Genomic DNA, 14777 nt, shown 5'->3' with positions numbered 1-14777 from the left:
ACTGTATAGCTCTCGGGATCCGACTCCCACGGGCAGAAACGTTCGATCCCCGGCTACCGCTATCTTACGACCACACAAAAATGAGGTCCACCAGAAAGATCTGGTGACCTCATAATACGAACGGGCAGGATAGTTTAAGATGAAGCGCGGTGAACCGTATCATAAGTAGGGGCAAGTTTTTTGATTGAAACCAATGAACAAGATTATAATGCCACCAGAAAATCATTAATCCACAAGCTTTGCTCGATCGTTCCTACGTTTGTCGCTCCAAGTCAAACATAGTCTTGGCTCTAGGTCACATGTAACCTAAGTGCTTAAAACGGTTTCTGGTAGAGTTTTATTATATAAAAAGTCTCCCTAGAGTATAAAAGGGGTATTAAAGTACAATATTGGCAGGAATGGCTGAAAGAAGCGATATATCAATGCATAATAAGGTGGTTATTCTTTAGCTCTACAGAAGTAATATTCATTTTTTATAAGTATTTTCAGTATGGGTAAATAGTTAAAAAAAATTGACTGGAGGAGATTTTATAATTTATAACGAGGTTGTTAAAATCAGTGATGCATATTTACTTCCATTAGTATCCGAGTTGTATGGGTTGAAGGGGTATGAATTCCAACAGATTCCGCCACATGAAGGAGGACGGAATCTCGTCTATGCCTGTGAGAAAGAAGGTGCGGGCGCAAAAATACTCCGAATTACTTTCTTGCCTGACAGGAGCCGGAAAGATTTTCTAGGCGAAATGGAATATGTGAGGTATCTATTTGAGCACGGAGGCAGCGTCTCAAATGTCATCAGCTCCCGGCAGGGGAATTTGGTTGAGGAGATCAAGCATAGTAATCACACCTTCTTTATCTGCCTGTTTGAAAAGGCCAAGGGAAAACTGCTGGTAGAAAATCACTATAAGTACCGGGAAGGCGCGCCACTTTCTGAGTATTTTTATAATTGCGGAAATGTCCTGGGGAAACTGAACCGAATATCGAAAAGCTATACGCCTGTCCATCGCCGGCATAGTTTTTTTGACAAATTCAATGCCGATTATATAGATAAACTGATCCCCGACTCATTATCTCTGCTTAAGGAGAAGCTGGTAGAGCTCCTTAAAACCTTAGAAGGATTGGATAGGGACCGTGAGTCTTTTGGTATGGTCCATTTTGATTACAGCGATGGGAATTATTCGATAGATTTTGATACTGGGCAAATAACCGTATATGATTTCGATAATTCATGTTACTGTTGGTATATGTTTGACCTAGCGAGTCTCTGGACAAACGGAGTGGGCTGGATACAATTTGAACCAGACGTCGTTAAACGCAAAAAGTTCATGGATGATTATTTTGAAACAGTCCTCGCGGGATACAGGTCCGAGAGTAGAATCGAAAATTGGATGTTAGATAAATTGCCCTTATTTATCCAAGTAAACCTCATGGAAGGTATTGTAGATGCATTCGAGGTAATGCGGAACAACGGCGAAGAGCCGGAGTGTGATGAGGAGTTGTCGTATCGCATAAAATGCCTAGAAGACGATATCCCGTATATGGGATTTTTCCATGAAATTTACTCGTGTGAAGAACCCTTTGAGTGTGAGGAACGAGATATATAGTCTTTTCGTAACATCCATTGACTGAACTAACGGGGAACGTTAGTCCAGAGATCCTGGGAGCAGTTTGCCACCGCGGCAGCTGCTCCTTCTGTCGTTAAGCTATACCAGCTAATAGCATGTCAAGATTACCAGTAAAATGACCGTAAATCTTATGTTATAGTTAAAATAGGCAAGCCAAATAACCCTCCAATTCGCACCACGTTTTGGAAGGTTAAACCAATTATAATTATTAAGCCAGACAGAATGCTTTTTTACTTTTCAAGATGGCATGGAGCCAATGAACTAGCTTATTTGCACATGCGACCAATGCTACTTTATGTGGCTTACCTTCGGTTCTTTTCCGTTCGTAAAATTCTTTGAGTCGAGTGTTGCGAGAACGAATAAGTCCACACTGAACAGCCATCACCAGCGCATAACGCAACTGCCTGGAACCACGTTTCGTGATTCGGTTTCGAGTTGCTGTAAACTTACCGGAAGAAAAAACACTTGGGTCAATGCCTGCAAAGGCGACTAGCTTTTTGGGATGATTAAATCGGTCGATTTCTCCAATTTCAGATAAAATTGTTGCCGCAATTTTATGCCCAATACCGGGAATTGACTGAATTAATTCATACTCTTCAATTTCTTCAGCCAGAGCATCTATGTTCCGTTCCAATTCAGTAAGATGCTCTTGGTACTGAAGAATGAGGGTAATAAGGACTTTCAAATGGATTAAGTGGCTTGCATACATGGTTTGCTGAAATGGGTTTTGTTTTGCCGCATCTAGCAGTCGTTGAACCCGTTGGTTAATCCAGTCCTCTGAGCGCCCCCATTTTGAAGAAAGCAGTTCTTTCATCTTAGCTTTGAGTGTATTTTCATCCGTCTGTAAAACTGAATATGAGGTTGGGAATTCACTTAAAAACCGTAGTGAAATACCAGAATACATAGCTCCAAAGACGCCTTTGTAAGCCGGGAAAACCTGATCTAAAACAGCTTGGAATTGTAGTTAAGTCTGTACACACATCTTTGAAAGAGACTCATATTGTCTTGTAAGATAGCGCAGATTGAGAAGTTGCACACCTCTTTTCTTAAAAGGTTCAAATTCTTCCTTGTAGTACAACTCTCCCAAAAGGTAAGCGTCAGCAGCATCCGTCTTTACTTTACGAAGTTGAGACTTCCTAAGCCGATTTGAGATGAGCGGATTAATGACAATGTAAATATAGTGAAGTTCTTCTAGGAACTGAACAACGGGACTTTGGTAATGGCCGGTTGCTTCTAAAATAATCAAAGGACGTTGTTTGGATGCAGATTCAACGTCCTTTAAAACTTGATGGAGATTTGCTAAACCATCACGAGTGTGCTCGAAATGGAATGTCCCTCTGTATGGCTTTCCGCGCGCTAAAAAGGCTTGTCCATGGCTTTCTTCTTTAGAAATATCTAGACCGATTACTGGATTCATCTGATCTCTCCTTGATGTAAATTTACCGGCAGCCCCTGTAACTCTTCTTGTCGCTCCATAGCATCGCATGTGATACGGGATCTTTGTCCCAACCAGCCTCAATCATGGTAATGACAAGTAGGGGTGAACATTATAGCGCTCGGGATCAAGTCCCACGGGCAGGTACGTTCGACCAGGCTACCTTAATCCTCTATGCAAATGAAAAAAGGATCAACCAGAAAGAACTGGTTGGTCTCATAATACGATAGGGCAGGTTACCTTAATAAACGCAACTATATTTAATAAGGTTAAAATAGTTATAGATGTTTATTGTTACCATTATTTTGCGAGAGCATGTTATTATCAAATATAGAATATTTTAGACAAGGAGTGGATTTCTCTTGTGTGGATATCGCTGGGATGATTGCCCTATAGAAACAAAGCTGCAGATAACAAATATATCAGATTTTTTAAATCATGCGTTGGGTGAAAACTTAATTGGAACATACCTTCACGGGTCATTATGTTTAGGTAGCTTTCAGCCTTCCCACAGTGATTTAGACATGATTGTAATCACTAAACAACCATTAACTGCTCCTCAAAGGCTACATTTAATGAATGGGTTCTTTAGCTTTACATAAAAAGCCGTCACCAATCGAGATAAGTATTCTGTGCTATTCAGACCTTAATCCTTGGAGACACCCTACCCCTTATGAGTTTCACTTCAGTGAATATTGGAGACCAAAATTCGAGGTCATTTCTAGTGAAAATGATTTGGCGTTCTGGGATATTAAGGAGGTTTATACAGATGGAGATATTGCTTGTCATGTAACTTTAATTAACCAAAGTGGTATTTGTATCTATGGTCGAGCAATCAGTGAGATATTCCCAGTAGTACCTGAAAAAGATTTCTGGGACTCTATTTTTTAGGGAATAGAATATTTCAGCAAATTAGATGGAGAACTTTTAACTACAGGAGTCCTCACACTTCTGAGAATTTGGTCTTATAAAGAAAACAAAGCGATATATTCAAAAGCACAAGCAGGTGAGTGGGCTGTTGGGTTAGTCCCTTCAGAATACCGTGACATCATTGAAAATCTTGTAGATGTTTATAACGATAAAGCTAAGAAAAAAGACTTCTCAGAGGCAGATTTAAATAATTTAAGGCATTATGTAATAAATCAAATCAAGGAAGCATTATTGAGCTAGCAGAGAACTTTAGTTCAATAACACACAATGATGAGTAGGTACTTCGTAACCTGCTCTTTTTTATTAAGCTAACGGGCAGTATAGTTTAACTTAAAATAAACTTTCCGTTCCCCGCAGTTAATTTAAGGTATAATCTGGAATCACCCTTTTTTGAGGTGATAATCATCAAGAAACGTATTTAAGAAGGAGTGGCTTAATGCAAGTTATAAAATCCATAATAGAGTGTCCAGAGCGTCAAATAGAGTTTGTTGAATATGTTAAAGAAAAATGGCCAAACGTAAAAAAGGTGGTACTCCCTAAAATTGACGAAAGTTTATCGGCTGAAGCTGGTTTGCCATTTACATTTCTGTTGTTGAATAACGACAAAATAATTGGATTTTATCAATTAATTGAGCAGGAATATGTAATTCGAAAAGATTTATCGCCATGGATTGCACCTTTATTCATTGACGAGAATGAACGAGGGCAAGGTTTGGGTTCAGTATTGTTGGAGCATGCCAGGAAAATGGTGGGGCAGTTGGGATATACGAAGGTTTATTTAACGACCGATCATATTCGTTATTATGAGAAATATGGATTCAGAGAAATCGGTTTGGATAATTTCGAATGGGGACGACCTACGAAAATCTATGAGCACGACACCATAAAGTAATTTTATCGCCACATGGTTTGTTGAGACTTAACTAACGGAGAACGATAGTTCAACGATGACTAGGCTGCCAGCATGATTGGCAGCCATGCTGCGCTAAGGGCGGCAGTCTAGGACTCAATATTCCTGTCCGAAAACTGTCGTTGGTTTTTATATTGGGCAGTGTAAGACTTTATTAACGAGCAGTAACGGAGGGAAGTTTGGAACTGTAGGAGCGTATGCGTCCGCCTTTGTCTTCAGATTTCAACCGTGATCAGTGGTAAAAATAGAAGAAATCTGAAGACAACAGCAGCCAGAAGTCCAAACATTCCCCGCAGTTACGACCGCCACCGTATAATATTTTCTTTAAATAAGATTCTTAAATAACTGCATTTTCTCCTTAAGAAAGTTCATTCCTATGGTGATGCACCAAAGATTGTTTGTCAGTTATCATTAGAATAAGTTTATTGGACTACTGTGAGATGATTTTTCTAAGGTAGGAGGACTGTAGGATGAAGGAAATTCGGGTACTTCTCGCTGATGATGAATCGGTTCTATTTTTCTTCCCAATTTTATTCAATTTGATGTTGGCCTTTAAGAGTTATGTAGAGATCATGAAGGATGCCATTGCTTTTCCGAAAACCCATGGCAGGGTATGCCATTGAACGTAGAAATACTAGATGGACTCGATTTATGTTCGTATATTTTTAGCCGGAATGATGATTTTTTTTCAGGCGTATATGATTCCTTTGTTCAAAGAGCTTAGAATGCTAAGTCTGTACGGTAGCCTTGCGGGACCCATTCTTATTTATGTAGCCAGTGCGGTAGGTTTCGGATGCCTGCTGTATACCAGTTTTGTCAAAGGAAAACCTAGAGAAATTGAAGAAGCGGCAGAAATTGATGGCTGTTCTCGGTACGGGATATTTTTGGAGAATTGTTTTCCCGCTATTAGGGCCTGTTACGGCAAGTATGGTTGTCTTGAACGGACTTGGAATCTGGAATGATTTCTTGATGCCGATGCTGGTATTAACTTCAGGACAGGCTAAGACTATGGTTGTGGAAATTTACCGTTATATCGGAGAATTCTTTTCACGTTGGGATATGATTTTTGCGGGAACAGCGATGTCGGTGGTGCCTGTGTTGATTGTGTTTATCACTTTGCAGAAGCATTTTGTGAGGGGGATTGCGTCGGGAGCGACGAAGGGGTAATTCATAATAGGGATGTATCCTGTAACCACTTAGTGGACAGCGGAATACATCCCTTTTTTCGTAGGCGTAACGATCTTTAAAGTGTACTTGGATTCGCAGTTAAACGGCGATAGCCCATGGGCGGGAGACCTGTCCAGCGTTTGAATTGCTTGCTGAAGTGGGATACGTCCCGATATCCTAGTTGGTGGGCGACTGACTCGACTGATAGGTTATTATCCATCAGCAGCAGTTTGGCGTGTCGAATGATCAACCGGGATAAATATTGCCTTGGTGACATGCCATAAATTTGGTGAAAAGCACGATTACAGTGAGTAGTACTATATCCGAGCTTGGCAGCAATGTCCTCAATACCACTGCCCCTTTCACCTGTGACCGCTGCTGTAGAAACTGACTCTTGCAGCAATCCTTCAATAGCGTTAGCTAGGGCCACTGTATTTTCTGTAGCTTCTGTATCTGCTGGGAGAGGCATTTCCGAAAGCACCCAACCGCTGAGCGCGGTCAGAAGCTGCAGTGAAGCATGCAGTGTGATCAAGCGATTTCTATGTGTGTCTTTAGACTCTGACAAGATGGAAGAGTTAATGATTACATCGAGTGCGGAACGGATGGCCAGCAGTTCGGGGGTGTTCCCGCTGAGACTAACAGCATCTGCTGTAAGTAAGGCACGCCGCAAAATCAGATCATCGATATCAAAATGCAGGCAGTAATAAGTCATGTCACAGTCAGCATTTGAACCCATACTACTATGCTCAACACCGGGACGAATGAATAAAATATCGCCGCTTTTCTGTATAAAAGACTTATTGCCTACCGTCATTTGTTGCTCACCTTGAAGGACAATATTAATCTCAAACATCGGATGAGTGTGTACAGGATATTGCCAATCCGAATTTACTTTTCTCCAATGTGCGGCGAAGATATGAAAGGCTGCTTGAATGTCTGGTGACATCTGACCGTCAATAGAATTATGGAAGGCGGGATCATTCGAGATCATTTCAATCCTCTTTTACAATAAAATTTGGCTTCATTATATCATAGGTTGTTATCGATGTTTGATTTGCCCAAATAATAGAAGGCTTTAGCCCTGTTGCACTTCCAGAAATATCGATAACATGGATATATAGCCCGGAGGTATCCGGGATCATGTTGGAGGGAGTGCATTTATTTATGTTACATAATAAATTCTTTAATGCTCATCATTCACCGATCGGTGCATTTGCGAGTTTTACCTTAGGATTTAAAGGAGCTAGTGGTGGTTTCGATTTGGAAATGGCCAAACCTCCTAGACAGAATATATTCATAGGATTAGAACGCACGGATGGGAAAGGGTATGACACACTACCATTTCACGAGATTGGCGGAGATGACGAGAGCAAACGCTATGACATCGAGAATCCAGACCCCAATCCAGACAAGGAGAATATTCTGTTCCCTTTTCAAAATCGTGAGATTTCTAGAGATTTTCAAGTAGCTACAGACAGCTGGAGTGCGGGGGATCTGACCTTCCGGATTCTCTCGCCAGTTCGATCAGTACCAGATCCTGAAACTGCGTCTGTGGAAGAAATGAAGGAAGTGTTGCTGCCAGCAGTACTGGTTGAGCTCGAAGTGGATAACACCTCATCAGCTACCTCACGTCGCGCGTTCTTTGGTTTTCAGGGAACAGATGTGTATAGCGGAATGAGAAGACTGGATGATGTGTCATCTGAAATTACAGGCGTTGGACAAGGAAGGTTTATTGCGATTGCTGCCGAGAAAGGCACTACAAAGTCCGCACTTCATTTCACGATGGAGGATATTCTAAGTGAGGAGCTTCAGGAAAATTGGACCTTTGGACTGGGCCGCGTGGGTGCATTGATCATGGATGTTCCAGCCGGAGTAAAAGAAACGTACCGGTTTGCGATTTGTTTTCACCGTTCGGGTTATGTTACCTCTGGTATGGATGCTTCCTATTACTATAATCGCTATTTCAACAATGTTGAAGCCGTAGCCGAATATGCATTAGCTAAATTCGATGTGCTTAAACAAGCAGCGGAGAAAGCTAACGAGATGTTTAATCATGCAAAACTATCCGAAGATCAAACCTTTATGCTAGCGCATGCGATTCGTAGTTATTATGGTTCCACACAATTACTGGATAATAAGAATAAGCCGTTCTGGATCGTCAACGAAGGCGAATACCGGATGATGAATACCTTTGATCTGACCGTCGATCAGTTATTCTACGAGCTGCGTCTGAATCCTTGGACGGTTCGTAATGAGCTGGATATGTTCGTAGAAAGATTCAGCTATGAAGATACGGTGCGTTTCCCTGGGGATGATACAGAGTATCCAGGTGGGATTAGCTTCACACATGATATGGGTGTAGCTAACGTAGTTTCACGTCCGGGCTATTCCTCCTATGAGTTATATGGCATTGATGGTTGCTTCTCTCATATGACACATGAACAATTGGTAAACTGGGTGCTGAGTGCGGCAACTTATCTTGAACACACAGGTGATCGGAGTTGGATGGAACGTAATCTGAGTATCTTGGAGAAGTGCTTGGATAGTATGTTAAATCGGGATCATCCAGATCCGGAGCAAAGAAACGGTGTTATGGCGCTAGATAGCTCACGTACGATGGGTGGAGCAGAGATTACTACCTATGACAGTCTGGATGTCTCTTTAGGTCAGGCTCGCAACAATATTTACTTGGCAGGAAAATGCTGGGCGGCTTACTTAGCTATGGAGAAAATATTTGCAGAGTATGAGCGTGTGGAGCTGTCCAAAACAGCAGGGGCAGGGGCAGAGAAATGCGCCGCAACGATGGTGGAAAGCGTTACTGCAGATGGATATATCCCGGCTGTGATTGGAGAAGGTAACGACTCCAAGATCATTCCAGCTATCGAGGGTCTTGTATTCCCATACTATACGGGTTGTAAGGAAGCTCTTGATCGCAATGGACGGTTCGCCGCATATATCGGCGCACTCGACAAGCATCTTCATGCGGTGTTGAAGCCGGGCGTTTGCTTATTTGATGACGGCGGTTGGAAAATCTCATCCACTAGCAATAACAGCTGGCTTAGCAAAATCTATCTCTCGCAGTTCATCGCCCGCAACATTCTGGGACTGGAATGGGATGAAAGCGGAGCGGCAGCAGATCGCGCTCATGTGGCATGGCTTACCCATCCAGAATTATCGATCTTCAGCTGGAGTGATCAAATTATTTCCGGGGAGATTACAGGCAGTAAATATTATCCTCGTGGAGTAACAGCGATATTGTGGTTGGATGAGAAGTAGGGATTTGGATTTTCATTGAATAAATGGCAAACGGACCTCTTATTAGGGGGTCGTTTGCTTTTTTTTGTTAAATTATGAATTTCTTTTTTTGATTTATATTCCCAAAACTAGTACTATAGTATTAATTTGTAATTAATTCTAATAGGATGCGGAGCGGTGTATATGGTAAAAGTTACACGTACAAGGTTGCGACTAACAATTCGGAAAAAACTGCTCATGATGTCACTCACACTACTAATTCTTCCCATCGGAATATTAGGAGCAGTTATTTATCAGATTTCAATCAAAGAAACGAATCAGCTCATTGAGAGTAAACTGAGTTCAAGCGTAAACCTGGCTGTCGCCTTAATTGAGAATTTGGAAAATTCCGTTCAATCGGGGCAGTTGACTGAAGTGGAAGCCCAAGAGCAAGTACGGACCTTACTACTTGGAAACAAAAATGAGGATGGTACTCGGCCTATTAATCAATCAATTGATTTGGGTCCAAACGGCTACTTCTTTATATTAGATAACAAAGGGAAACTGCTTGCTCATCCCAAACTAGAGGGAGATAATATTTGGGATAAACAAACCTCAAACGGTACTTTTTACATACAGGATTTGATTAAAGCAGCACAGAACGGTGGTGGAGCTACTTACTATAAATGGCCGCTACCTAAATCGGATGGTACTGGAAACGCTGTAGGAGAAGAAGCGTTGAAAATATCTTATGCTAAACTATCGCCCTCTTGGGGCTGGGTCGTAGCAGCAGGCTCTTATATGCAAGACTATAATCCCGGGCAACAAACCATTCTAAAGGGAATTATTACTACATTGATTGTATGCGTTGTCATCGGAATCGCTGTAATATACATATTTGCACAACATATTTCAAGACCGATTGTACGCATTGCCCGTGAAGCTGAACGGATCGCTCAAGGGGATCTAAGCGGTAAAGCATTGACTGTGCGCAATCGGGATGAGATCGGACAGCTCGGAATCAGCTTTAATCAATTATCAGGTAATATTCGGAAATTGGTTGGAAATTTAACCATAAGCTCGGAGTTATTAGCTTCTTCCTCCAAACAGTTGTCTTCAACATTAGGTGAAACCACAGCGGCACTTGTTCAGACTTCATCCTCAATGACTGAAGTGGCGAACAATAGTGAGAAACAAGCTTCCTCTACGCAGGAGACTTCCCAATCGATGGAGGAGATGGTAAAAGAGATTCAGCGAGTAGCTGAAGCCTCTACACATGCCTATCAGCTGTCCATGCAAACACTGGAAGAGGCTGATAAAGGAAACAGCCTTATCATTAACTCTTCCGAGCAAATGAACGCAGTAAGTAATACTGTTGTTGATTTAGGAATCACCGTTACTAGTTTAAATGACCAGTCTCAACAAATAGGCACCATCGTCAGTACTATTAAAGGAATATCTGAGCAAACGAATCTATTAGCGCTTAATGCGGCAATTGAAGCTGCTCGATCAGGAGAACAAGGCAGAGGATTTGCAGTGGTAGCTAGTGAAGTCCGTAAGCTGGCAGGACAAACAAGTGAAGCAGCTGAAAGGGTTTCAGTTATGGTTGAAGAAATTATTACGAGTATAGGTCATGCCCATCATTCGATGAGTAAAGGCCAAAATGAAGTCGCAGCAGGGGTTCAAGCGATTGATGATACGGGTAAAGCATTTGAACGCATTTTGCAGGCCACCCGGACTATCGTAGATCAGGTGGAGCAATCCTCGACCGCTGCACAACAGATGTACACGGGCTCCGAACAAATATCTGCTGCGGTGATGGAGGTCGAGCAGGTTTCATTGCACTCAGCTTCGGCTGCACAGACAGTATCTGCTGCCACTCTGGAGCAGCTTGCATCTATGGAGGAAATTGCCGCATCTGCTCGCAAGCTCCAAGAGGGTTCAAATGAGATGCGTGCTTTAGTAAATCAGTTTAAATTAGAATAGATACTCAGACTTAGAGTTACAGAAATAGAATATGTAAAATATTAAAGAGGGGGAGTAACCCCTCTTTTTTGCTGTTCTGACGTAAATAACCTTTTGAATACTAAGGGGAAATTAATATAGCTTTTACAGCTCATTAACGCGGAGCGTATACTGGCTTGCTATATTGAAGGGAAAAGGGGGATGAATATGAAAGAAATGGAAGAGTCGTCCTTTGCAGCTGCTCAGCCTGTCCTTGCAAGTGATACTTTTGGTTGGGATAAGCTTCAGGTTTCGCAATGGTATAGCCCGCAGCAAGCTTTCACCCCATCCTCGGAGTCTAAATATTTAATAGGAATTCACTGCACAGCCTACTACGAAAATTACTACACCATTCATATTACCCCCTGTAATGAGAGCCTTCTTTGCCCTTGGGGCAGAACCTCGCTCTATTTTTTGAAAATAGAAATTACGCCAGCGGTACTCGAAGAGATTGCTCGTGAATCTGGTTATCTAAAGGAAGGCCATATCCAGTTGGACCGCAAATTTCATGTCAAGGATTCCAAGCTACTGCAATTAGGGCTTTGGATGCTGGAGGAATTACAGAATGGCGGTGCCAAAGGGAAAATATATAGCGACTCTTTATCCAACATGTTAATTATTCACTTGTTACAACACTATTCTTCAGTGATTCCCCAGCATTCAAACCGAAAAACGCCAGCCAATCAAGAAATATTTCAGGTCATTCAATTTATGCGTGAGCGTTTAGAAGATGAGATTCAACTGACTGATCTCGCTGGCATGGCTAATATGAGCCAGTCGCATTTTATTCGGATTTTTAAACAACAGACAGGATATACTCCCCATAATTATTTAATTCGCCTGAGAATCGAACGTTCTAAATTTCTTATTCGTTCCGGAAAAATTGGTTTGAAGGAAATTGCATCTCAGGTTGGTTTTGCCGATCAAGGTCATTTTACTAGATTATTCAAACGAGAAACCGGCCTAACCCCAAAGCTGTATGCGAATCAAAGCTCCTCCAAACCTAATCATATGATTTATTAATTTTATTCTTGCAAATGAGAGTTTTGTTCAAGGAAAGAAGTGTTTTGTTCAATTAGAGAGCTGTTGCCAGCTCCTATAATAAGGTTGAAGTAAGGCGCACAAATGCCGAACTACAACCTTATTAGGAGGAGAGAAAACATGAGATTAAAGAGATTATTCAGTCTGATTTGCGCGGGGGTACTTACGACCAGTTCTTTATCTTTAGTAGCATCTGCCACACCTGTCGGACCGGATAACCTAGTAAGCACCGAGGTAGAATTCAATGCAGAGTCAGCTTCAGCTATAACTGCTGGAACTTGGCATGAAGTATCTAAGCAAACCTTCTGGTTACTTGATGCCCTTGAACGGGGACAAGGGGTGGCTACAGACGGGAATTCATGGATCTTTAGTTCCTCATATGGGCTCTTACGGACTGGACTTGATGGGAAATCTGTAAAAGCACGGAATGAACTGGCTATTCCACAGGAGATTGCCTCCCAAGGTGGAGACCATATCGGTGATATTTCCTACTATAACGGTAAAATATACGCTCCTATTGAAGACGGCAAAAACTATCAGCATCCTTACATCGCCCTCTATGATGTGAACACTTTGAAATATACGGGTACATCCTATGCTTTACCGTTGAATCTGCATATTGGCGGTGTGCCTTGGGTAGCCGTTGATGCCGCTCGCGGCCAGGTCTACACCGCTCAGTGGAGTAATGCAAGCGTCTTGAATGTACTAAGTCTTGACGATATGCATGTGATCACAACCGTTCCACTTTCCCAAAGTATTGATCGAATTCAAGGTGCCGAAGTGTACAACGGTGTTCTGTATGCCTCTACGGATAACGCAACCCAAACAGTTTATCAGATTGATCCGGAGACTGGAAACGTATCTGTTGCCTTTGATCGCAATCTGCCTAGTGGTACTGAAGCCCAAGGAATTGCAGTATTGCCTACCGCTGATGGTGCACAGCTCCATATTCTTGATGTAGGCTCGAATCGCATTAGTGTGAACTTTCGCCATTATGCATTTTAATTCAAATCCAAGCGAAAAAAGGGGCTAACAGAAATGCTAAAGCAAACCAAAACTATTCTAACACTGCTATCCGTCTCAATGCTGGCAGTAGCGGGCTGCGGACAATCTAATAACAGTACGGCTGAAGCCAAAGAAAATACCGCTCAACCCACAGCAATCGCTGCAACTCCGGAATCAACAGAGACTCCAGCCGCTAAGCCTGTGGAGATTACATTTTATTATCCGGTTAATGTTGGTGGTCCTCTTACAAAAGTAATCGATGGGATGGCTAGTACATTCATGGAACAGCACCCGGAAATTAAGGTTAATCCCGTGTACACAGGTAATTACGGTGACAATACCGTGAAAATTCAAGCAGGTGTGCAGGCCAAACAGCCACCGGATGTCGCGGTCATGATGTCAACAGAGCTGTACAGTATGCTCGATATGAATGCAATCATTCCGCTGGATGATTTTATTGCGAAAGATACGGATATTCAGATGGCTGATTTTTATCCCGCCTTTGTAGAGGATACACAGTCTGAAGGTAAAACGTACAGCCTGCCTTTTCAGCGGAGCACGATTGTTATGTATTACAACAAAGAAATGTTCAAAGCTGCAGGACTTGATCCAGAGAAACCACCCACTACATGGGATGAGCTTGTAACCTATGCTAAGAAGCTGAACAAAGACGGTCACGTGGGGCTGGAAATTCCGGGCAATGATGATTCGTATTGGATGTTTCAAATGCTTGCACGGCAAAATGCTTCCGATCCGAAGCAAAACATAATGTCCTCCGATGGCAAAAAAGCGATGTTCGATACGCCGGAGAATGTGGAGGCATTGCAATTCTGGTTAGATTTGTCCCATAAATATAAGGCGATGCCGGAAGGTGTTATTGATTGGGCAACCGTTCCGACAGATTTCATTCAAGGCAAAACAGCCATGATGATGCATACAAGCGGAAACTTAACCAACGTAAAAAATAACGCGAAGTTCGAATTCGGGGTAGCGTTCCCACCCGCACAAAAGCAATTTGGATCACCAACTGGTGGCGGTAACCTGTATATTTTCAAGGACACATCTCCAGAAAAACAAGCTGCAGCTTGGGAATTTGCCAAATACATGACGGCTTCAGAACAGGCTGCCCTCTTTAGCAGTTCATCCGGTTATGTTGGCGTAAGAAAATCCGCATACGATACAGATGCAATGAAGAAATATACGGCGGATTTCCCGCAAGCATTGGTTGCAAGAGATCAATTGGAATATGCGTTCCGGGAATTATCCACTCATAATCATGGTAAAGTATCGACGGCAATTACGAACCAGATTCAAGCGGCATTGGTAGGAGAGATCGATGCAGCAGGTGCGCTTAAAAAAGCTCAAGCAGAAGCAGATCAGGCACTGGCTCCCTTCAATAAGTAAGCTTTGAGATATGGAATACGCC

Annotated in this window: 12 protein-coding genes and 1 pseudogene; 11 read left to right on the top strand and 2 right to left on the bottom strand. The window is 42.3% G+C overall.

Features of this window, described 5'->3' with window-relative positions:
* Window positions 1–512 precede the first annotated feature (512 nt).
* Entirely contained in the window at window positions 513–1604 is a 1092-nt protein-coding gene (locus L1028_RS29485) for a phosphotransferase enzyme family protein (protein WP_234541684.1), read from the top strand.
* A gap of 229 nt (window positions 1605–1833) precedes the next feature.
* Here L1028_RS29485 and L1028_RS29480 read toward each other — a convergent pair.
* A pseudogene (locus L1028_RS29480) lies at window positions 1834–3042 on the bottom strand (IS110 family RNA-guided transposase).
* 912 nt (window positions 3043–3954) lie between these two features.
* On the opposite strand from L1028_RS29480, the gene L1028_RS31825 reads away from it, so the two are divergent.
* The 5 genes from L1028_RS31825 (at window position 3955) to L1028_RS29460 (ending at window position 6067) form a co-directional block, all read left to right on the top strand.
* Window positions 3955–4230 carry an aminoglycoside adenylyltransferase domain-containing protein gene (locus tag L1028_RS31825; protein WP_423803106.1) on the top strand — a complete coding sequence of 92 codons (276 nt, stop codon included), beginning with the start codon at window positions 3955–3957 and terminating at the stop codon, window positions 4228–4230.
* 196 nt (window positions 4231–4426) lie between these two features.
* Window positions 4427–4882: a GNAT family N-acetyltransferase gene (locus tag L1028_RS29475; protein WP_234541683.1), complete on the top strand. Its 456-nt coding sequence runs from the start codon at window positions 4427–4429 to the stop codon at window positions 4880–4882.
* 488 nt (window positions 4883–5370) lie between these two features.
* Window positions 5371–5523 carry a hypothetical protein gene (locus L1028_RS29470; protein ID WP_234541682.1) on the top strand — a complete coding sequence of 51 codons (153 nt, stop codon included), beginning with the start codon at window positions 5371–5373 and terminating at the stop codon, window positions 5521–5523.
* A 15-nt stretch (window positions 5524–5538) separates the two neighbouring features.
* Window positions 5539–5862: an ABC transporter permease subunit gene (locus L1028_RS29465; RefSeq protein WP_341482593.1), complete on the top strand. Its 324-nt coding sequence runs from the start codon at window positions 5539–5541 to the stop codon at window positions 5860–5862.
* A 7-nt stretch (window positions 5863–5869) separates the two neighbouring features.
* Window positions 5870–6067 (top strand): ABC transporter permease family protein, encoded by a 198-nt coding sequence (locus tag L1028_RS29460; RefSeq protein WP_234541681.1) that lies wholly within the window; start codon window positions 5870–5872, stop codon window positions 6065–6067.
* A 76-nt stretch (window positions 6068–6143) separates the two neighbouring features.
* Here the strand turns inward: L1028_RS29460 and L1028_RS29455 are convergent, their stop codons facing one another.
* Window positions 6144–7058: an AraC family transcriptional regulator gene (locus tag L1028_RS29455; protein WP_234541680.1), complete on the bottom strand. Its 915-nt coding sequence runs from the start codon at window positions 7056–7058 to the stop codon at window positions 6144–6146.
* A 173-nt stretch (window positions 7059–7231) separates the two neighbouring features.
* Here L1028_RS29455 and L1028_RS29450 point away from each other — a divergent pair, with 173 nt between their 5' ends.
* From L1028_RS29450 to L1028_RS29430, 5 genes are all read left to right on the top strand, one after another.
* Window positions 7232–9343, top strand: a complete 2112-nt coding sequence (locus L1028_RS29450; protein ID WP_234541679.1) for a glycoside hydrolase family 52 protein — start codon at window positions 7232–7234, stop codon at window positions 9341–9343.
* Between the two features lie 162 nt (window positions 9344–9505).
* The gene (locus L1028_RS29445; RefSeq protein WP_234541678.1) at window positions 9506–11287 is read left to right on the top strand and encodes a methyl-accepting chemotaxis protein; all 1782 of its coding nucleotides are present in this window, start codon (window positions 9506–9508) and stop codon (window positions 11285–11287) included.
* A gap of 186 nt (window positions 11288–11473) precedes the next feature.
* Complete coding sequence (locus L1028_RS29440; protein WP_052404329.1) at window positions 11474–12328, top strand: AraC family transcriptional regulator; 855 nt, start codon at window positions 11474–11476, stop codon at window positions 12326–12328.
* A 138-nt stretch (window positions 12329–12466) separates the two neighbouring features.
* A complete protein-coding gene (locus L1028_RS29435) occupies window positions 12467–13351 on the top strand; it encodes a DUF6923 family protein (protein WP_234541677.1) in 885 nt (294 codons plus the stop codon).
* A gap of 33 nt (window positions 13352–13384) precedes the next feature.
* Window positions 13385–14755, top strand: a complete 1371-nt coding sequence (locus L1028_RS29430) for an ABC transporter substrate-binding protein (protein ID WP_234541676.1) — start codon at window positions 13385–13387, stop codon at window positions 14753–14755.
* Window positions 14756–14777: the final 22 nt, after the last annotated feature.

This window comes from Paenibacillus pseudetheri, from assembly GCF_924513355.1.
GTDB lineage: Bacteria > Bacillota > Bacilli > Paenibacillales > Paenibacillaceae > Paenibacillus_AQ > Paenibacillus_AQ pseudetheri.
The sequence above is the reverse complement of the archived record's forward strand: the minus strand, read 5'-3'. Positions and strand labels throughout refer to the sequence as shown.

What these genes read in the sequence shown, in the direction of transcription:
- L1028_RS29475 (WP_234541683.1), top strand. Translation starts at nt 4,427, where the DNA reads ATGCAAGTTATAAAATCCATAATAGAGTGTCCAGAGCGTCAAATAGAG.
- L1028_RS29470 (WP_234541682.1), top strand. Translation starts at nt 5,371, where the DNA reads ATGAAGGAAATTCGGGTACTTCTCGCTGATGATGAATCGGTTCTATTT.
- L1028_RS29465 (WP_341482593.1), top strand. Translation starts at nt 5,539, where the DNA reads ATGGACTCGATTTATGTTCGTATATTTTTAGCCGGAATGATGATTTTT.
- L1028_RS29460 (WP_234541681.1), top strand. Translation starts at nt 5,870, where the DNA reads ATGCCGATGCTGGTATTAACTTCAGGACAGGCTAAGACTATGGTTGTG.
- L1028_RS29455 (WP_234541680.1), bottom strand. Translation starts at nt 7,058, where the DNA reads ATGATCTCGAATGATCCCGCCTTCCATAATTCTATTGACGGTCAGATG.
- L1028_RS29450 (WP_234541679.1), top strand. Translation starts at nt 7,232, where the DNA reads ATGTTACATAATAAATTCTTTAATGCTCATCATTCACCGATCGGTGCA.
- L1028_RS29445 (WP_234541678.1), top strand. Translation starts at nt 9,506, where the DNA reads ATGGTAAAAGTTACACGTACAAGGTTGCGACTAACAATTCGGAAAAAA.
- L1028_RS29440 (WP_052404329.1), top strand. Translation starts at nt 11,474, where the DNA reads ATGAAAGAAATGGAAGAGTCGTCCTTTGCAGCTGCTCAGCCTGTCCTT.
- L1028_RS29435 (WP_234541677.1), top strand. Translation starts at nt 12,467, where the DNA reads ATGAGATTAAAGAGATTATTCAGTCTGATTTGCGCGGGGGTACTTACG.
- L1028_RS29430 (WP_234541676.1), top strand. Translation starts at nt 13,385, where the DNA reads ATGCTAAAGCAAACCAAAACTATTCTAACACTGCTATCCGTCTCAATG.